Raw genomic sequence first — 20,308 nt, 5'->3', positions numbered from 1 at the left:
AATAAAGAAATTTATAATGTTTAATTAATTCTTTAATCGTATTAAATATTTTCTTTCGATATATCTATAATTATTATTTTTGTATTTTAAAATTGATTTAAAATCTGGTTCAGCTGTCTTAATTTAAATGGAATGTTTTTATGCTTTTTTCTCAAGAACTTTGGCAACGTAATTTAAATTTATATCAGAAAATTCTAGACCTGCCTTTTAATCAGGAACTTGCTAACGGTACTTTAGATAAAGAAGCTTTTTGTCATTATGTTATTCAAGATGCTCAATATTTAGTGGCCTATGGTCGTGTGCTTGCTGTTGCAGCAGCAAAGGCCTTTGAGGCTGACGATATTATGCAATTTTCAGATGCAGCTAAAATTGCGATTGTGGTGGAGCGTAGTTTGCATGATGACTTCATGAAAAACTTTGGTGTCACCAAAGAAGAATTTAAAAATACGCCGTTGACCTTGGCAGGCCATCATTACACTTCATTTTTAACAGCAACTGCTTGGTCTGAGAGCTACCCTATCGTACTTGCAGCATTGTTACCTTGCTTCTGGATTTATGCCGAAGTTGGCAAAGATATTGTAAATAAATCAATTCCAAATAACCCTTACCAAGCATGGATTGATACCTACGCAGGTGAAGAGTTCCATACAGCGGTTCGTAATGTGATTGCGACGGTAGATAAAGTTGCCGCACGTTGTGATGCAGATACTTTAGAAAAAATGCATGCCGCGTACACCATGGGTGCAAAACTTGAGTGGTTATTTTGGGATAGCGCCTACCACCAAAGACAATGGCTAGGTTTAGACCATATTTAAAACTTCAAAAGAATCGGTCAGATCGTTCAAGACGCTGACCATTTTTAATAAAATGCGAGATAAATATGTATATCGGCGAATTAGCATCTTTAACTGGAGCCACTCCTAAAGCCATTCGGCATTATGAGAAATTAGGCTTACTACCAGTCGCAAAAAGAAGAGGCAATTATCGTATTTATGAAGAGATTGATGTTAAATCCGTTAAGATGATCCGCCTTGCACAAGCTGTTGGATTTAGCCTTGCCGAGCTTTATGACTTGTCCGCTTTAAAATATAAAAATAATCGCTTTCCTGTAGAAATTGCACAGCAGCTTATTCAAAAAAAGAATCAACAAATTATTGAGCAAAAAAAAGCGTTAAACCGTTTACAAGAAGATTTAAAAGAACTGGAAGATGAGATTATTCAGACTTATATTACCAATAAGATTTCTGCCTAAAACAGCTGGTTAAAATCTGCAAATAGCTTTTAAAATGAGTGCTTGACTCTGCCCTTAGGGACAAGGTTTATCGTAATGACTTCTTTTATTACGGACCAATAAAATGAGTGCTCATCTTTCAATATTTAAAAATTCAACAGCATTAATTACAGGCGCATCTTCAGGAATAGGCAAAGCCTATGCTCAAGAATTTGCATCTTTAGGAATTCATTTAATTTTAACAGCACGCTCTGAACAGAAACTAAATGATTTAGCCGATGAACTCAGAAAAAAATATAACGTGAATGTTGAGGTGATCGTTTTAGATTTAGCTCAACCCAATTCAGCTCAAAGCTTATTTGATGAAGTACAAGCTAGAAAATTAACGGTAGATATTTTAATTAACAACGCAGGATTTGGAAAATGGACTAAATTTTTAGATCAATCTGTATCTACCTATCAAGAAATGATCACGCTTAATATCAGCAGCGTAACGTCTTTATGTTATTTATTTTTGCCCCATATGCTTGCGAACAAAAAAGGCATCATGATTAATATTTCATCGACAGGCGCGTTCCAGCCGTTACCCTATATTGCCGTTTATGGTGCAAGTAAATCTTTTGTATTGCAGTTTACTGAAGCGCTTGCAGGAGAATATAGCTCTTCAGGTGTTAAATTTCTGGCAGTTTGTCCGGGCAATACCGAAACCAATTTTACTCAGGTGGCAAATGCCGATACGAGTGGTATGAAAAGCTCTACAGTTGAGGACGTTGTGTCTGCAACAGTTAGAGCATTAGATAAGAATAAAGCAACAGTTGTGGTGGGATATAGCAACTATTTGACATCTCAATTGCCTCGAATTCTTTCTCGCCAAAAGATGATTAATTTAGTTGAAGGTATACTCAAAACCCGTGTTATTGAGCACTCATAAAAATGCTTCAATTTAAAAGATTAAGGGATTTCTCTTAATCTTTTAATGCTGAAACAGCTGCCAGCCATAAATTAAGCCTGCCGCAGCAACCACCCAAAATAAGGTTGCCAATCCTAGACAAGACCACATCGACATTCGTGTTGCCAGCACATAAACAACAACTAAATAAATGGCATAAGGAATAAGTGACCATACACCAAACAGAGCCGTTTTTTGTAATGCCTCCGCCCCTTTTTGCTGATAAACAATCACGTGAGCAATCAAAGCAAAGGTAGGAAAAAGTGGGACTAAACCTGCAATATAAAATGCCTTACTTTTCGATAAAATCGAAATAATGAGGACAACCCCAGCCCCCAACATACACTTTAAAAATAACGCCCACATGCGCTGATCCTATCTGGTCATTTCCATTTCAAAACGCTGTATTTTGCGCTTTTTAAAGAAAATTAACAGCGATTAAAGCAATCAATGCTGGAACTGCCTGAATATAAATAATCTTTTTACTGGCAGTCAGACCACCATAGATACCTGCAATGAGTACACAGCCTAAAAAGAAGTTGGCAATTGATGTCGCAAAAGGTGCATCAGCCAATAAAGACCAGAATAAACCCGCCGCTAAAAAGCCATTATAAAGACCTTGGTTCTGTGCCATCACTTTGGTGAGTTTTGCTTTTTCGGCATTATTTCCAAAGGCTTTCATGCCATAAGGCTTGTCCCACAAAAACATTTCTAACACTAAAATATAGACATGTAATATTGCGATAAGCGCAATTAAAATTTGTCCGATCATACAATTTTCCTTTTTATTTTAAAGATATGAAAAAAGATCAGTCTCTCGACTGATCTTTTAATGTGTTACGGTTTTAACAACACTTTGCCTTGACGAGCACCTTGCGTTGCTCTTTGAGCGGCAGTTTTAATCTCATCAAAACTAAATACACCTTCTACAGGCAGAATTAATTTTTTCTGAGTCGCTAGTGTTAGCAGCTCAACGATCAGTTCCTTTTTACGAGCTGCTGGCATTTCTTTGTTAACTACACTCGCCCAGAAACCTTTTACTGTCGCTTGTTTAAAAATCAAATCACCCGATGAAATCTGCATGGTTTCGCCAGTCATACTACCGAACGAAACGAGCAAGCTATTTTCACTGAGTAAATTCAGCATTTCGCCACTTGCGGTTCCTCCAATCGAGTCCACACCAGCAATAAGAGGTTGGTCGCCGTGAATCTGTTTAACTTGCTCTTTCCAGTTAGGCTGATCAGTCGCAACAACATGTTGAATACCTAATGCTTGCATTTCAGCAATTGCATCAGTACGACGAACCAGATTAATCACAGGTAAACCACGAGCCTGCGCAATCATCGCAACTGTTTTTCCTACTGCACCGTTCGCTGTGTTTTGAATGAGCCATTGACCTGGTTGAACATTAACAAAATCTAAAAGCATCAAGGCACTAATTGGCATACCAATGAGCTGTGCTGCTGTTTCATCATCAATTTCATTATTGAGTGGAATAATGCCTTGCGCTGGTGCAATAAAGTACTCAGCCCAACTGCCATGCACAGCTGCCACTGCAATACGCTGCCCTACCTGCACATGAGTAACTCCTTCGCCCAACGCATCTACAATACCAACGCCTTCACTACCACCAATCGCAGGTAAAGTTGGCTTGTAACCATAGCTTCCGCGTACTGTCCATACATCATGATTATGAATTGGAGACATGATGGTTTTAATACGCACTTCGCCTGCTTTTGGTTCTGGCTTTGGCATATCCGCCTGCTCTAAAACGTCTACAGGTTCGCCAAAATTACCATGGATAATACTTCGCATGCTTTATTCCTCTATCGGTTTTATGAGTTGTTGGGTCGTTTCTAAAGCTAGATGTAGATGTGCTTTGTCTTGCGACAATTTTGTGAGTAAAGCAGCACCTAACCATAACTGATACATGACTTGCGCAGTTTTTAAAGGCTCAATATGTTTTGGAATTGATCCTTCTTGTTGCCCTTCTTTGAGTAGCAAAGCCAAACGTTGCGTTAGTTTGTGCACGCCATCATTGAGAATTTGACGCATGTCTTCTGACAAGTCAGAAACCTCTGCCGCCAACTTCACAATCAGACAGTTTTCAGCCCAACTACCGTTTACAGGATCATCAATCCATGCCTGCCATAAGGCCATTAAACGAGCATGGGCACTTTGCTCACTGCGTTGCCAAAGTTGTTCCATACGAACTTTATAATCAGCCATATATTGCTCGAGCAATGCACAGCCAAATGCCTCTTTCGAAGCAAAGTAGTGATAGAACGAACCTTTGGGTACGTCACAAGCCTTTAAGATTTCTTGCAAACCAACACCGACAAAACCTTTACGTAGTACCAGCTCAAAGCTCGTATCTAAAATGTGTTGTCGCGTGGTTTCACTTTTATTTAATCGTTTCATGCACACATCATAAACAACTATTAGACCAGTCGTCTAGTAAAGTTATGTTGCTGGTTAAAATTTGGTTAGAGTAGAAATCTGAAGTAAGGAATGTTAAAAATACAATCTGCTTATTTAAACAAATTTTGTCGATTGTCGTTTAACCGTCACAATTTGTCGCTTTAAATCATTTTGTACCACTTGAACAATTTTAAATCGTTATCATATATAGGGTCTGTTGTTTATAACCAGTCACACCTCTCTGTGACTGAGCAATCAACACCTAAATTTTCATCAATACATAATTGAGATGTTTTATGAGCCAAAGTCATATCCGTATTCGAGGCGCACGTACCCATAATTTAAAAAATGTGTCTCTCGATATTCCACGCGACAAATTTGTGGTAATTACGGGGTTATCAGGTTCAGGAAAATCTTCTCTTGCCTTCGATACCCTGTACGCCGAAGGACAACGCCGTTACGTCGAATCACTTTCAGCGTATGCCCGTCAGTTTTTATCGCAAATGGAAAAGCCTGAAGTTGACTCGATTGAAGGTTTATCACCAGCGATTGCCATTGAGCAAAAATCTACCAGTCATAACCCACGTTCAACCGTTGGTACGATTACCGAAATTTATGACTATTTGCGTTTGCTTTATGCACGTGTCGGCACCCCTTACTGCCCTGAACACGACTTGCCAATGGTTGCGCAAACTGTTTCTGAAATGGTCGATGCAGTAAAAACCCTTGAGGAAGGCACAGCACTCATGTTGCTTGCCCCTGTCGTTCGTGAGCGTAAAGGTGAATACAGTAACTTGTTCGAGCAGCTACAAGGTCAAGGTTTTGTTCGTGCCCGTGTGGATGGTGAAATCATTGATATTGATACGCCACCAGAACTCGACAAAAAGAAAAAACATACCATTGAAGTCGTTGTTGACCGCTTCAAAGTACGTGAAGACTTAGGTAACCGTATTGCAGAATCATTTGAAACCGCACTACGTTTAGGTGGCGATATTGCAGTTTTATCATGGATGAATGGTGAACATCCTGATCGTGTTTTTTCTGCAAAACACTCATGTCCAAAATGTGATCGCGCTGTCGCAGAGCTTGAGCCACGTTTGTTTTCATTTAACAACCCATTTGGTGCCTGCCCTGTTTGTGATGGTTTAGGTACCCGTAGTCATTTTAGCTCTGAAAAGCTGATTCCAAATCCTGACCTTGCGATTAGTGAAGGTGCGATCCGTGGATGGGATCGTCAGCGTCCATATTATTATTCCATGCTGCAAAAAGTTGCCGACCATTTTGGTTTAAAACTTGATACGCCTTGGAACCAGCTAGATAAAGATACTCAAAAGAAATTCTTACAAGGTACAGGTAAAGAAAAAGTCGATTTAAGCTATATCGACGAACGTGGCCGTAAACATACTCGCGTACAACCGTTTGAGGGAATCTTGCCTCATCTTGAGCGCCGTTATCGTGAAACTGAAAGTAACTATGTACGAGATGATTTAGCTCAATATCTCTCTAATGCAGCGTGTGATGCATGTGATGGTTCACGTCTTAATGAAATTTCACGTCATGTTCGTGTGAAAGACAAAACTATTGCTGACATTACCCGCATGTCGATTGGTGACGCTGAAAGCTACTATCAGGGCTTAAACCTTGAAGGTGCTAAAGGTGAAATCGCAGATAAAATCTTTAAAGAGATTCGAGAGCGTTTACATTTCTTGGTGAGTGTTGGACTGAATTATTTAAGTCTGGCTCGCTCTGCAGAAACCTTATCTGGTGGTGAAGCACAGCGTATCCGTTTAGCCTCACAAATTGGTGCAGGTTTAATGGGCGTCATGTATGTGCTCGATGAACCATCAATTGGTCTACATCAACGCGATAACGACCGTTTATTACAAACCCTGATTCGCTTACGTGATTTAGGCAACACGGTATTGGTTGTTGAACACGATGAAGATGCAATCCGTGCTGCTGACCATATTATTGATATCGGTCCAGGTGCTGGTGTACACGGCGGTGTGATTATTGCTGAAGGTACTTATGATGAGTTGGCTAAACATGCCGACTCTCTTACAGGACAGTATCTTTCTGGCAAACTCAAAATTGAAGTGCCAAAAAAACGTACTGAATCACCACGTCCAGATGAAGTCATCAAGCTTTCAGGTGCAGCAGGTCATAACTTAAAAAATGTCGATTTAACGATTCCGCTCGGCATTATGACCTGCGTAACCGGGGTTTCAGGTTCGGGTAAATCGACGTTGATTAACCGCACATTACTTCCATTAGCAGCGACACAGCTCAATGGTGCAACGACTTTAACAGCCGAGAAGTTTGACTCAATTGATGGGCTTCAACATCTAGATAAAGTTGTTGATATTGACCAAAGCCCGATTGGACGTACCCCACGTTCTAACCCAGCGACTTATACAGGGTTATTTACGCCAATCCGTGAGTTATTTGCTCAAACCCCAGAGGCAAAAGCACGTGGTTATAGTGCTGGTCGTTTCTCGTTTAACGTGAAAGGCGGACGCTGTGAAGCCTGTGAAGGCGACGGCATGATTAAAGTCGCAATGCACTTCTTACCAGACATGTATGTGCCATGCGATGCGTGTCATGGCAAACGTTATAACCGTGAAACGCTTGAAGTCGGCTATAAAGGCAAAAACATTTCTGATGTTTTAGAAATGACTGTTGAAGATGCTGCTGAGTTCTTTAGTGCCATTCCAGTCATCCACCGCCGCTTAGAAACCTTAACTCAGGTGGGCTTAGGCTATATTCGTTTAGGTCAAGCTGCTACCACTCTCTCTGGTGGTGAGGCACAACGTGTAAAACTCGCACGTGAGTTAGCAAAACGAGATACGGGTAAAACTTTATATATCTTGGATGAACCAACAACAGGTCTACATTTCCATGATATTGCCAAATTACTCGACATTTTGCATGAGCTACGTAACAAGGGTAATACCATTGTGGTAATTGAACATAACCTAGATGTGATTAAAACAGCCGACTGGGTTGTGGACTTAGGCCCTGAAGGTGGTTCGGGCGGTGGTATGATCATTGCCGAAGGTACACCTGAACAAGTGGCTGAGGTTGAGATTTCTCATACTGGACGCTTCTTAAAACCGATGTTGAAACAATAAAATAAAAAGCCGGAAATTATTTCCGGCTTTTTTACCCCTCAACTGCATTCCGACCTCGGGCTTTAGCTCTTAATAGCGAACGGTCAGCTTTCTCTAAAAGCTCTATCCAACTCGCCGCGCCTATGGCAAAACCAATACTGACAGAAACATGCAATTTTTCATCTGAACCAGATAAATCAATCTCTTCTAAAGAAATTGCAATACGAATTTTCTCTGCTAAAAGGCGAGCATCTATAAATTGTACCTGTTCTAATAATATTAAAAACTCATCTCCCCCATAACGAACAATTAAATCCGAACTTCGAATATTTTGCTTTAATTGCTCGGCAATACTGACAATGACGCGATCACCTACAATATGCCCATATTGGTCGTTCACCTGTTTAAAACGATCAATATCAATAATCATTAAACAGGTTTGCGTAAATTTTTGAGGATAACTTTCAACAATTTTTAAATATTCAGATAAAGCTAAACGATTGGAGACTCCAGTGAGTGGATCAGTATTGGCAATATTCTTTAACTGAAATTCAAAAGCGTCGCGTTGTTGCAACATACGTTGTAATCGGTCAATTGCTTCAAATAGAGAAAAAAATTCACCTTTGGTGGCGACATTCATCTCATCTTTACAATGATCAGAACTATGCGATAAATCTAAAATTAAAGTTCTCGCTTTAATTAAAGGCGAAAATACTCGTCTTTGCGCATATATCAAGGTAAGTAATGCAGTAGCTAATGAAATTAAAGAAATAAATAAAGTTAAAAAGAAACCATTTCGAGCAATCGCATTTTCTTGAGCGGCAATGACTACACTTTCATCAAGAATATAACTTTGCAAATCAACCACAGTAGTAAATTTATCAACGATTGCTTCCGTTAATTGGGTACCATTTAAATAATATGGCTTCCCCTTTTGGCTTTCTTCTAATAGCTTTTCTACAATCGGTATACCCTGATCTATAAATTCGGATTTCACTCGGGAATATAACCGACGATATTCTGGAGTTTTTGCCTGTTCAGGCTGCAAGGTATCGACCAAAATCCACAAATATCTAGCTTGATGCTGAGTTTGTAGCGAACGAGCACGATTATTACTTGGAATTTCTTCATTAAAACTTAGAGGGGCAATAATATTAGATGCCATACGCCCAGCCTGATCACGCATATCAGTCAGAACGATAATGAGTGTAAAGTAATTAGAAATACGGCTATCTTTACTTTTTAACTGCAACATTAGTTTTTGCAGTATTTCCCTACAATTATCCCATGCGCCAAACATCCCTAAAATGGCATTATCCAGTTGAACAGAAGTTCTGGCTGCATACGGAGTTTCACCGTAATAATCAACGACACGTCGAGCTTGTCTAAGATTTTCTTTGAAGCTAGTTTGCAGCTCATTTGCTAAGGAGACATAGCCTGCTTGTTTTAAGATAAGAATGCTTGTATCAATTTGCTCATCAACAATTAAACGAAATTTTTTTAATTCTTGCTGATTTTTTACCAAATCATGAGGACCACTCGACATCATTTTATTGGCAGGAGCACGTTCTTTAGAAACTTTATAGGCAATATCGGCAACTGCTCTTAAACTTTTTATTTCAGCTAGAGCTTGTCTAGTTTTTATATAATCCTGATAGCTTCCCACAATAAGAGGTACTGCCATGAATAATAAAGATAAAATAATAACCAGCATAAAAAAGAACAGTCGATTACTAATATGCTCTGAACGTAATCCTGACATTTCTAGCTGGTACTCCGTAAATGCCCTGCCATTTTTAATACGATATAAATTAGGCTTAAATCCATCCTAGCATTTTAATAACTAAAATTTCATCATTAGACCCTTCATTTCTCTTTTAATAATTATACGATTCCTACATTTTAGTAAGCTTAAATAATAAAATGAATCGAAAAATTGAATGATTTTATAAAAAACCTTACTTTAAAAATCAAAGTTTTTTTACTTATGATAATAAAGTATTTACTTGCCTCTTAAACATTTCTCCCCTCACACAAAATCCAGCTTTAAAATGGGTTCTTTTTATACAAAGCAAAAGATGAATTTTCATGTAATTTTTTTTAATAAATGTTAATGTTTTCTTATAGATAAAAAAAAGCTCAACCTTGGGGAAAGTTGAGCTCATAAAGTCTGATGTGATAACACATCGTATCTAGAAAAGTACTTCTAACCAAAAATATGTTAGGCAGTAAACTTTGTAATTGAATTATGTGACTTATCTCTAATTTCGTAAAGTAGATTTAATTGATCAAAATCAATTTATTAATCGTTTTTTCAACTTAAAACCCTATTTTTTTTGATTTATTAACTTATATAATAATCTAAAATAGATAAATTATTTAGATAAACTTATCAAAATAGTGATAACTATTACTCAAAACATATAAAAATTAGAACAAGAATAATATTTAAATGATTATTTATCGAACAGATCAACAAATTAATTAACGTTAAATCCGATCAACGTGATCATTTTTTCCAATTATAAATGTAATTATTTTGAAACTATTTAATGCCAAATCCTTATGAAACTTAAGGTTTAGCTATTTGTTAATGTTCATTTTTTTATCAGGTTGACATAATATACTTCGATTGATTGTTTTTTAATCATTTTTAACATAAGTATCAAATTTCATTAACATTACCTTTTATCTATTATTGACTTCATAAATTGTTACAATACAATGACCTCAGCTTTATCTCTTGTTAATGCTGGAAATGATTATGAAAAAACTTGGTTTAGCCACTGCTGTATTATTAGCCATGACCGGTGCTCATGCTTATCAATTTGAAGTTCAAGGTCAATCTGAATATGTTGACACAACTGCAAATGATAAAAACTTCACTGGTGACGTTGCTGGTACATACTATTTAAAAAATGTTGATACCACTAAAGGTCCTTTAGCTGAAGCAGCTTTCTTGAACCAAGCTTCTAACGTATCTGTAGGTTACAGCTACCAACAGTATGACCAAGGCAACGTAAACTACCACGTTGGTACTTACGGTGTTAAAGGTAAGGCTTATGTTCCTACTCCTTACCTTCCTGTATATGCTAGCGCAACTTACAACCACACTGATGTTGATGGTAAAAACAACTTCTCTAAAGATGACAACGGCGACCGTTATGCATTAGAAGTTGGTGCTATGTTGTTACCTAACTTCTTGATGACTGTTGGTTATACAAGCGTTGCTAACCAATTCGCTTTAGATAACTTCGGTATCATCAGCAACGGTATCTACACTGCTGCGAACCAAACTGCTGCGATTCAAAACGACCAAGATGCTGTTACAGCACGTGCTAAATATGTAGGTCCAATCGATGGAACTAACATGGCAATTGGTTTTGAAGCTGCTGGTGCTTTCGGTCAAGAAAACCAATACGGTTTGAAAACTGACCTTTACTTAACTCCTAAGTTAAGTGTTGGTGCATCTTTCGTGGGTAACGATGGTGTAGCTGACATCAAAGGTAATGACCTTGGTGAATTCCGTCAAGCTTGGGGTGGTAACGTAAACTACTTCATTACTCCAGCTTTAGCAGTTGGTGCATCGTACATGAAAGCTGATGTTAAAAATGCTTCTACTAGCTACGATACACAAACTATCGGCTTAAATACTAAATTCCGTTTCTAATTTAATTTAGAAATCGAATTAAAAAAGGACTCATTTGAGTCCTTTTTTTACAGCTAAATATTAACTTCGTACAATATTTAAGAAATATAAATGACGTTCATACTGATCAATAATGTCTTGAATTAAATCTTCTTGGGTCCAATCCATCACATCATAGTTCTGCCCACCCTCTCTTAAAAATACTTCGGCTTGGAAATATTGCCCATCTTCGGCTTCAGTACGTCCAATTAAAAAACTTGGTGGCACTGTTTCACGTGAAACAACTTTATAAATAAAATTAATTTCATTGTGATGATCGACTCGAAGCTGCATCCCATCCTCAAGTTGAGTAATTGAAACTTCTAAATGACGGCGTCTAAATTCATGTTTGATATTTTCAAACGCACGAGCCACTTGTTTTTCGATATATTCCCTTACCTCTTCTTCACTATGAGGATAGTGCATGATTAAACCTAGCCGCTGTTGCCAGCTTCTTGGATTATGAATAGCACGTGGCGTAATGCGCGCTTCCTGAATGGCTTGCATTTTCGTGACATCAAGATGCAATGCTTTTATTAATCCCCAACTCATTAACAGCATAACCACTGTAAACGGCAATGCACTCATAATGATTGAAGATTGAAGCGCAGCCAAACCGCCGACTAACAATAAAATAATGGCGAGTACAGCCATCAGTACTGTCCAGAACAAACGTTGCCAAGTAGGTGAGTTGTCGGTTTTTGATGTTAAGTAATCTGTTACCAATGCTCCAGAGTCAGCAGAAGTCACAAAGAATAAAACCACTAAAACAGTAGCCAAAATATTCATGAAACCTGACCACGGTAAGTGTCCTAAAAACTCAAATAGAGCTACTGATGAGTCTTGCTGAACAGCCTGAATGAGAGTGGTTTGATGTTCATGGATAATGCTAAATAATGCAGCGTTTCCTAAAAAGCCCATCCAGATAATGGTAAAGCCTGTCGGAATGAGGAGAACCCCTACAATAAATTCTCGAATGGTACGACCACGTGAAACCCTTGCGATAAACATACCCACAAATGGCGACCAAGAAATCCACCAAGCCCAATATAAAATTGTCCAACCACCAATCCATCCATTCGGCTGATAAGCGTATAAATTGAATGTCATGGTAAAAAGGTTAGAGATATATTGCCCAGTGTTTTGAATAGTAGTCTGGAGTAAATAAATACTAGGACCAGCGATAAAAACAAAAACTAATAATATTAAGGCTAAGACTAAGTTTAGCTCTGATAAGCGTTTCACCCCTTTATCTAGACCTAAAAAGACCGATAAAGAAGCTAAAATGCTCACAAAAATAATGAGTAATACTTGAATATGGGTGCTTTGCTCGACACCGAACAAATAATGTAAACCAGAGTTAATCTGGGTAACGCCAAACCCGAGAGAAGTTGCTACACCAAATACCGTACCAATGGTCGCGAATATATCGATGCTGTCGCCCCAAGGCCCATAAATCTTCTTACCAATGAGTGGATAAAGGGCTGAACGGGTCTTTAACGGTAAATTATGTCGATAAGCAAAATAAGCCAATGCCAATCCGACCACTGCGTAAATAGCCCAAGCATGCAGGCCCCAGTGGAAGAAGGTCACCCTTAATGCTTGCTGTGCTGCTTCAATAGTCTGAGCATCTCCACTTGGTGGATTAACATAATGCATGACAGGTTCGGCAACTCCGAAGAACATGAGACCGATACCCATCCCTGCTGTAAACAGCATGGCAAACCAAGACCCATTATTATATTCAGGCTGACTATGGTCAGGTCCTAATTTAATTCGACCTATTGATGAACAGGCGATATAAATCAATAAAATGAGAAAGAAGGCTACAGATAAAACATAAAACCAGCTAAATGAATCGGTGATCCATTGTTTTAATTGCTGTGTTAGAAGTTCAAAAGAACTCGGGGCGATCACAACAACTGCCAAGAACAAAGCAATGATAATGACCGTACCAAAAAATACGTTAGGATTAACGTTTGCGAACCAACCTGGTTGTTTGGAAGGCATAACTCCTCCATGTTATTTTAATGAAAAGTGACAGGCATAAAGCCAATAAAGACATTCACAGAATGAACAAAGTTAAATCTTTCAATAGAGAAAGCCGATAATACTTTAAATAAACTTAAATAATATTGCAGTTACAAAGGTGTAAAAAATTAAAACACCTTCTCCTTTATTTGTCAGGATCCTTCTTTGTTGGATGGGCAATGTACTGTAGAGCAATTAAACGTGTGACAATCAAAGCAAGATACATCACACCACAAAACATTTGTAGCATGGCTAAAACGCGTGCTGGTGGACTAAGCGGCATTAAATCAGATAAGCCTGTTGCTGACTGTAAGCTAAAGCTCAGGAACAATAGATCTAACCAAGTCTGCAAATGATGAATATTGTTTGGATTTTGGAAGCTCGCAGGAATCAATAGCTGACAAATGTTGTAGAGGAATGCAAAGCCCCAAGCAAGCAAAGTAAAAACCGCGGCGGCTGCAAATAATTCATCTCTTGTTAAATATCGATCAGCAAACATATAACGAAATAAACCGTAAGCAGCCGAAAAGTAAGCTAGCGCTTCACAACTATGAGCAAATATTTGGATCGTTAAATTGTTATAGCCTAATAAAATAAAGACTGAGGATATAATCGCTCCACTGACAAAAGTTAATCCCAGAAAAGTAAACATTGGGGTTTGGCGAATGACCTTGGCAATAATAAGTAAGGCAAGCACTCCTAAAGCCCACGTTAGGGTCCGGTAAAATACATCATGAAAAGTTAGCATGGCCAAAATGAGTAGAATAAATTGCACAAGCAGCAACCATGCAGAAGGTAGCAGTCGGAAGCTCGCCCAGAAGTCCATAATAGATCGCATTTAATTATTTTCCTTTTTCATTATGTTTTGAATTATAAGAAATCATACTGTACAAAAAATAGGACAAACAAGTTGTTCTTTATTAAAGAGCTTCTTTCACTTTAAGTTATACGATCAACAAAAAAAGCCCCGCAGGGCTTTTAATGAGATAGATATTTAATCCAGTTTGATTTTAGTGGTCTGAGGCACCAGAAGCACCGATACCTGTCATTGAACGAACGTATTGAGCATCGAATGCCGCACGCTCTTTTTTAGCACGTGCAGAGTTGTCAGTCACCGAGAAGAACCAACAGCAAAGGAATGACAATGGCATCGCAAATAACGCAGGACCATTGAATGGGTTAACTGGTGTATCAGAGATTTTTAAAGTATCTACCCAAACCGCTTTAGACAGCACAATAAGGACTACCGCTGTTACAAGACCAACCACACCACCGATAACTGCACCACGAGTAGTTAAACCTTTCCAGAACATTGATAGAACAAGAATTGGGAAGTTTGCACAACATGCCACAGAGAATGCTAAGCCCACCATGAATGCTACGTTTTGTTTTTCAAACAAGATACCCAAAATCATGGCAAAGATTGCTAAACCAAGTGTCGCAATTTTTGACATACGAAGTTCTGAAGCTGGAGTCGTTTGACCTTTCTTGAATACGTTAGCGTATAAGTCATGTGAGATTGCAGATGCACCTGAAAGTGTTAAACCAGCAACAACAGCAAGAATCGTTGCGAACGCTACTGCTGAAATGAAGCCCATGAATAAGTCACCGCCTAAAGCGTCACTTAAATGCACGGCTGCCATGTTGTTACCACCAACAAGTTCAAGCTTGCCTGATACTGCCATTTTTGCAACATCAAGGAATTGAGGGTTGTTTGATACGAAAAGGATCGCACCGAATCCAATAATGAAAGTTAGAAGATAGAAGTAACCAATGAAACCTGTCGCAACCACAACCGATTTACGCGCTTCTTTTGCATCTTTTACAGTGAAGAAACGCATAAGAATATGTGGAAGACCCGCTGTACCAAACATGAGTGCCAAGCCAAGAGACAATGCATCAATCGGGTTTGCGGCAAGTTTACCCGGACCCATAATTTTTGCAGCTTCTTCAAAGCTTACGCTGTGAACTTTACTGAATACCTCAATTGATTGAGTGAACATATTGCTGAAGCTGAAACCAACCGCTTTCATCACCATGAATGCCATGAAAGTCGCACCACTGAGCAACATGACCGCTTTAATGATCTGTACCCATGTCGTTGCCAACATGCCACCAAAAATTACATATGCCATCATTAATAGACCAACGATGACAACAGCGATGTTATAGTTCAAACCAAATAGTAATTTGATGAGCTGCCCCGCTCCTACCATTTGAGCGATCAAGTAGAATGCTACAACAACAAGCGAGCTCAAGGCAGCTAAGGTACGGACCGGTTTTTCTTCAAGACGGAATGACACTACATCTGAAAGGTTGTATTTACCGAGGTTACGTAAACGCTCTGCAACCAAGAATAAAACGATTGGCCAACCTACCATAAACCCAAGAGAATAAAGTAAGCCATCAAAACCCGAACTAAACACCATCGCGGAAATACCAAGGAAAGATGCTGCTGACATATAGTCACCGGCAATTGCCAATCCGTTTTGGAACCCGCTGATTCCACCCCCTGCGGTATAGAAATCTTGTGCTGATTGAGTTTGTTTTGCAGCCCACTTAGTAATAAACAAAGTGAAACCAACAAAGATGACAAACATGATGATAGCGTGCCAGTTAGTGGCTTGTTGCTCTGCTTCACCTAAGTCAGGGCTTGCCATAGCAACAGTTGAATATAGCGATGCTGCTGCCAATAAGGCTTTCGCTTTTAATGAATTCCATTTCATATTAGTGTAATCCTTTCTCATGCGTGATGGCTTCAACTTCCTTCAACGCTTCTTCACTCAACTGGTCAAGGGTATTGTTTGCGATATAGGAATACACGCCACACAGTAGGAAAGATAAAACAATAATTCCTAAGCCTAGTGGAATACCCCATGTCGTTACACCACCACTAAATGAACTCATTAAAAATTCTTTGTTGTAGCCAACAAGTAGCATAAAGCCCACATAAAGCACTAACATAATGATTGTGAGCGTCCAGCTTAATGCACTTTTTTTCTTGACCATCTTTTGAAACTTTGGATTGCGTAGAATCTGTTCTACTTGGCTTTGATCCATAACCAAACTCCTTGCCTGTGCCCAACCTTGGTCACTTTTTTAATAGTAGTTTCTCATTATTAAAATTAGCAAAATAACGTGTAATTCGTAACTTAGACTTTGGTCGTTAAAATTTAATCAATTTATAGCTTTGTTTCTGCTTGCGGTATGATAGGCGCAAGGTTTTAATCATGTAGGTCATATGAACAGCTGGCTGATTATTGGGGTACTCACTCTTTATATAGCACTCTTATTCATTTGTGCTTTTTTTGGCGAGAAGCATGCTAGTCGCCTGAGTACACGTGGCCGGATGTTCTTGTTTAGTTTGACCTTAGGTGTTTACTGTTCATCTTGGACATTTTATGGTGCAACCGGAGCTGCCGTCCGAGAAGGCGTCATTTTCTTACCTATTTATTTAGGTCCACTGTTATTTGTCTGGTTTGGTTACGATATCTGGCGACGTTTAGGCCGAGTACGTCAGCACCACGCGATTTCCTCAATTGCCGACTTTGTTGCTGCACGTTATGGCAAAAGCGGTGTATTGGCATCGCTGGTTACGATCTTGGCAGTTATTGCGATTATTCCCTACCTGGCCCTACAGTTACGTGCAATTGCCTTAAGTACATCAGTCATATTGGAGCAAAATGCTCATATTCATACGACTACCAATAGCGTTTTGCTTTTAACTAGTGTCCTTGCGATCTTGGCCATGATTTTTGGTACAAGGCAGATCGCGAATACCGAACAGCATGGCGGCCTCATGTTAGCCGTTGCATTTGAATCTTTTGTAAAATTATTCGCCCTAATCTGTGTCGCTTTATTTTTTATTTTTGAAGCACCCGCGAACTTAGTACAAGTCTCAGCCGACGTAAACCAAACCTTTCAAGAAGTTCAATTATTTGGGGTGCCTGAAACCTTCTGGATTCAGACATTATTGGCAGGTCTGGCAATAATCTGTTTACCCCGCCAGTTTCATGTGGCTGTTGTCGAATTACGCGATGAAAAGCACATTCGCGGTGCACGTAAATGGTTTGCGGCTTATCTCATTTTAACGATTTTAGCTATTATCCCGATTGCAAGCTGGGCTTTGCATGCAGCGCCAAAATTCCTAACTGTGCCTGATGTGGCAGTACTCTCATTACCATTGAGTTATAACCAAGAGTGGTTAGCCCTACTGGCCTTTTTAGGTGGGTTCTCTGCATCAACAGGCATGTTACTGGTTTCATCTGTTGCCCTGTCTATCATGCTCAGTAATGACTTGATTATGCCTGCCCTATGGCGCTTCAAGTTGCTTTCACGACATGACAAACATCTACCTAAAGTTCTTAAATTTAGCCGTCGTATTAGTATTGTCGCGGTGATGCTACTTGGCTTTTTATTCTTCCATTTCTTTAATGATATTAACCAGCTTTCAGTATTTGGTTTATTAGCGTTTAGTGCGGTTGCTCAATTTGCTCCTGCACTGATTGGGGGATTGTATTGGCGAGGCGGAAGTCGCCAAGGCGTTTATGCAGGTCTTATTGTTGGATTTTTAATGTGGAGTTATACCTTACTATTTCCAACCATCTTACGTAGTTTGCCGGAAGCCTATCAAGAAACAGCCCAAAGTATTTTGCTTTTTGGTCCTTTGGGAATTAATGCATTACGTCCAGAATCACTTTTTGGCTTTGAGTCATTTGCACCTTTAACCCACGGCGTTATTTGGTCTCTCGGTTTGAATATTGTTTTATATATTTGGATTTCTAAACTTTACCGTCCAAGTGTGGCAGAACAAATTCAGGCAGAAAGCTTTTTCTACTATGAAACTAAACCTCTGCCATCACCGCATACCTCTACCGATTTAACTTATTTACCGCACGATGCTGCACGTTTAAAAGTAGGCGATTTATTTGCCCTTGCTAAAAGAATTACGGGTGAGCAACCCACAACACAAGCGTTCGAGAACTTTTGCGAGCAAAATCATCTCACGCTCAACCCCAATAGTATCGCCAATGGCATGTGGTGGCGATTCACCGAGCAATATCTAGCTGGCATTATCGGCGCAGCCTCTGCCCGTACTTTGCTCACTACAGCAATGATCAATAATGGTCTGGCATTAGGCCAAGTCGCCAATATTTTAGACCAAGCCTCGCAATGGCAACGTTTCAATCAAAACTTGCTGATGACCATGATTGACCACATGACTCAAGGGGTAAGTGTGGTTGATAAAAACATGTGTTTAGTCGCATGGAACAACCAATATTTAAAACTATTTGGCTATCCAAAAGATTTAGTCTATGTGGGTTGTCCAATTGCCGATCTGATTCGTTATAACGCTGAACGCGGCGAATGCGGCCCCGGTTCAGTCGAAGAGCATGTTCGTAAACGTTTGCACTGGATGAAAGTCGGAAGTGCGCATGAATTTGAACGAATCCGTAAAGACGGACGCGTTATTCAAATGCGCGGAAATCCTATTTCAGGTGGTGGATTTGTAACTACCTTCGCCGACATTACGGCTTTCCGTGCGAATGAGGCAATACTTGAAGCCCGCGTAAAAGACCGAACCCAACAACTTGCCGATGCCTTAACCGAGCAACAGCTTGCACGTGAACAAGCCGATATGGCCAATATGTCAAAAAGCCGATTTATTGCTGCGGCAAGTCATGACTTATTACAACCAATGCACGCTGCCCGTCTGTTTAGTACTGTTCTTGAACAAAGCATTGCGACCGAAGATGACCGTCAAACTCTACAGCAACTTGACCGTGCTCTATATGGTGCAGAAAGCATGCTCTCTGCTCTACTCGATATTGCGCGTTTGGAAGGCGGTACCATACAGCCAAAAAGACAGCCTTATCCTCTGCACGATTTATTAAGCGACCTCGAACTACAGTTTAAATCGATTGCTGCACAGCGAAATATTTCATTAAAAGTTCATGATGTATCATTCTGGATTGACACAGATCCACAGTGGATACGACGTATTATCCAAAACTTTGTAAGTAATGCTTTGCGTTATACAGCCAAAGGCCGAGTGATTGTGGGGGTATTACGCTCAGCTCAAAAACCTGGACACATTCGAATTGGTGTTTGGGATACAGGTCCCGGAATTGCTGAAGAACAACGTATTAAACTATTTCAAGAATTCGAACGCTGTGGGCATTTATCACCTTGGGGTGAGCAAGGTCTCGGTTTAGGTCTCGCGATTGTGCAGCGTATGACGGGTTTACTGAATTATCCAGTCCATGTCTACTCACAACTTGATAAAGGCTCCTGCTTTATGATTGAGGTTCCGGTGGTAGAAGCTCCAAAAGTGATAACCCCAACCGTACAAGCAGTGCCTTTAAAAACTAAGGCTTACCGAATTTTATGTTTAGACAATGATGAAACAATTCTTGAGGGCATGAGTAGCTTATTAGGTCGATGGGGTTACGAAGTTTTTAAAGCCACTGAACCAGAACAAGCATTTGAGATTATTCAAAAAGAGAATATTCAAGTCTGGCTTATCGATCAGCATTTAAATAATAACCAACTCGGTGTCGATTTTATTTTGCAAAATCGTCAACATGATGTTCCGGTTGCTCTGATTACAGCCGACTCTCATCCTGAGTTACCTCAACAATTGAAAGAACTGAATATTGTTTTACTCAAAAAACCGCTTAAGCCAGCCTCTCTAAGAGCATGGTTATCGGGACTTAAAATTGCCAGTGAGGTAGATTAAATATTTTCTCTCCCAAACCTTTTAATAAGTTTAGGAGGAATTTTTGGCAAAAATTATTGGCCTAATTTAAGCCAATAGGCAGAACTGCTCAAAAAGTCTACTTTTGTTGATTAAATAATTGGCCAAACTTTCCAATAGT

At 39.4% G+C, this 20,308-nt stretch carries 15 protein-coding genes; 6 read left to right on the top strand and 9 right to left on the bottom strand.

The window, feature by feature from the left end; translation table 11 throughout:
• Window positions 1-140: 140 nt before the first annotated feature.
• The 3 genes from tenA (at window position 141) to KIP84_RS00975 (ending at window position 2,162) form a co-directional block, all read left to right on the top strand.
• Window positions 141-815 carry a thiaminase II gene (gene tenA / locus KIP84_RS00985; RefSeq protein WP_046811776.1) on the top strand — a complete coding sequence of 225 codons (675 nt, stop codon included), beginning with the start codon at window positions 141-143 and terminating at the stop codon, window positions 813-815.
• A 65-nt stretch (window positions 816-880) separates the two neighbouring features.
• Window positions 881-1,252, top strand: a complete 372-nt coding sequence (locus KIP84_RS00980; protein ID WP_005300704.1) for a MerR family transcriptional regulator — start codon at window positions 881-883, stop codon at window positions 1,250-1,252.
• A 103-nt stretch (window positions 1,253-1,355) separates the two neighbouring features.
• Entirely contained in the window at window positions 1,356-2,162 is an 807-nt protein-coding gene (locus tag KIP84_RS00975; RefSeq protein ID WP_213689163.1) for an SDR family oxidoreductase, read from the top strand.
• 42 nt (window positions 2,163-2,204) lie between these two features.
• Here KIP84_RS00975 and KIP84_RS00970 read toward each other — a convergent pair whose 3' ends face one another.
• From KIP84_RS00970 to KIP84_RS00955, 4 genes are all read right to left on the bottom strand, one after another.
• The gene (locus KIP84_RS00970; RefSeq protein ID WP_213689162.1) at window positions 2,205-2,546 is read right to left on the bottom strand and encodes a GlpM family protein; all 342 of its coding nucleotides are present in this window, start codon (window positions 2,544-2,546) and stop codon (window positions 2,205-2,207) included.
• A gap of 52 nt (window positions 2,547-2,598) precedes the next feature.
• A complete protein-coding gene (locus KIP84_RS00965) occupies window positions 2,599-2,952 on the bottom strand; it encodes a DUF1304 domain-containing protein (protein ID WP_213689161.1) in 354 nt (117 codons plus the stop codon).
• A 65-nt stretch (window positions 2,953-3,017) separates the two neighbouring features.
• Window positions 3,018-3,995, bottom strand: coding sequence for a zinc-binding dehydrogenase (locus tag KIP84_RS00960; protein WP_213689160.1), 978 nt, complete (start codon window positions 3,993-3,995; stop codon window positions 3,018-3,020).
• Window positions 3,996-3,998: 3 nt separating this feature from the next.
• Window positions 3,999-4,601, bottom strand: coding sequence for a TetR/AcrR family transcriptional regulator (locus tag KIP84_RS00955; RefSeq protein ID WP_005804456.1), 603 nt, complete (start codon window positions 4,599-4,601; stop codon window positions 3,999-4,001).
• Between the two features lie 296 nt (window positions 4,602-4,897).
• Between KIP84_RS00955 and uvrA the strand changes: the two genes are divergently transcribed.
• Complete coding sequence (gene uvrA, locus KIP84_RS00950) at window positions 4,898-7,732, top strand: excinuclease ABC subunit UvrA (protein ID WP_213689159.1); 2,835 nt, start codon at window positions 4,898-4,900, stop codon at window positions 7,730-7,732.
• Between the two features lie 31 nt (window positions 7,733-7,763).
• Here uvrA and KIP84_RS00945 read toward each other — a convergent pair whose 3' ends face one another.
• Window positions 7,764-9,473, bottom strand: coding sequence for a GGDEF domain-containing protein (locus tag KIP84_RS00945; protein WP_213689158.1), 1,710 nt, complete (start codon window positions 9,471-9,473; stop codon window positions 7,764-7,766).
• Between the two features lie 1,002 nt (window positions 9,474-10,475).
• On the opposite strand from KIP84_RS00945, the gene omp33-36 reads away from it, so the two are divergent.
• Window positions 10,476-11,381: a porin Omp33-36 gene (gene omp33-36, locus KIP84_RS00940; RefSeq protein WP_213689157.1), complete on the top strand. Its 906-nt coding sequence runs from the start codon at window positions 10,476-10,478 to the stop codon at window positions 11,379-11,381.
• Between the two features lie 60 nt (window positions 11,382-11,441).
• Here the strand turns inward: omp33-36 and betT are convergent, their stop codons facing one another.
• The 4 genes from betT to KIP84_RS00920 all read right to left on the bottom strand — a co-directional run bounded on the left by betT (window position 11,442) and on the right by KIP84_RS00920 (window position 16,490).
• On the bottom strand, window positions 11,442-13,409 hold the full coding sequence (betT, locus tag KIP84_RS00935) for a choline BCCT transporter BetT (RefSeq protein ID WP_213689156.1): 1,968 nt from the start codon (window positions 13,407-13,409) through the stop codon (window positions 11,442-11,444).
• Between the two features lie 166 nt (window positions 13,410-13,575).
• Complete coding sequence (locus KIP84_RS00930; RefSeq protein WP_213689155.1) at window positions 13,576-14,268, bottom strand: ion channel; 693 nt, start codon at window positions 14,266-14,268, stop codon at window positions 13,576-13,578.
• A gap of 172 nt (window positions 14,269-14,440) precedes the next feature.
• Window positions 14,441-16,156, bottom strand: a complete 1,716-nt coding sequence (locus KIP84_RS00925; RefSeq protein WP_005078627.1) for a cation acetate symporter — start codon at window positions 16,154-16,156, stop codon at window positions 14,441-14,443.
• 1 nt (window position 16,157) lies between these two features.
• Window positions 16,158-16,490 (bottom strand): DUF485 domain-containing protein, encoded by a 333-nt coding sequence (locus KIP84_RS00920; RefSeq protein WP_000372818.1) that lies wholly within the window; start codon window positions 16,488-16,490, stop codon window positions 16,158-16,160.
• Window positions 16,491-16,671: 181 nt separating this feature from the next.
• Between KIP84_RS00920 and KIP84_RS00915 the strand changes: the two genes are divergently transcribed.
• Window positions 16,672-20,169: a PAS domain-containing hybrid sensor histidine kinase/response regulator gene (locus KIP84_RS00915; protein WP_213689154.1), complete on the top strand. Its 3,498-nt coding sequence runs from the start codon at window positions 16,672-16,674 to the stop codon at window positions 20,167-20,169.
• Window positions 20,170-20,308: the final 139 nt, after the last annotated feature.

The organism is Acinetobacter sp. BHS4 (genome assembly GCF_018454425.1).
Taxonomy (GTDB): Bacteria; Pseudomonadota; Gammaproteobacteria; order Pseudomonadales; family Moraxellaceae; genus Acinetobacter; species Acinetobacter pittii.
The sequence above is the reverse complement of the archived record's forward strand: the minus strand, read 5'-3'. Positions and strand labels throughout refer to the sequence as shown.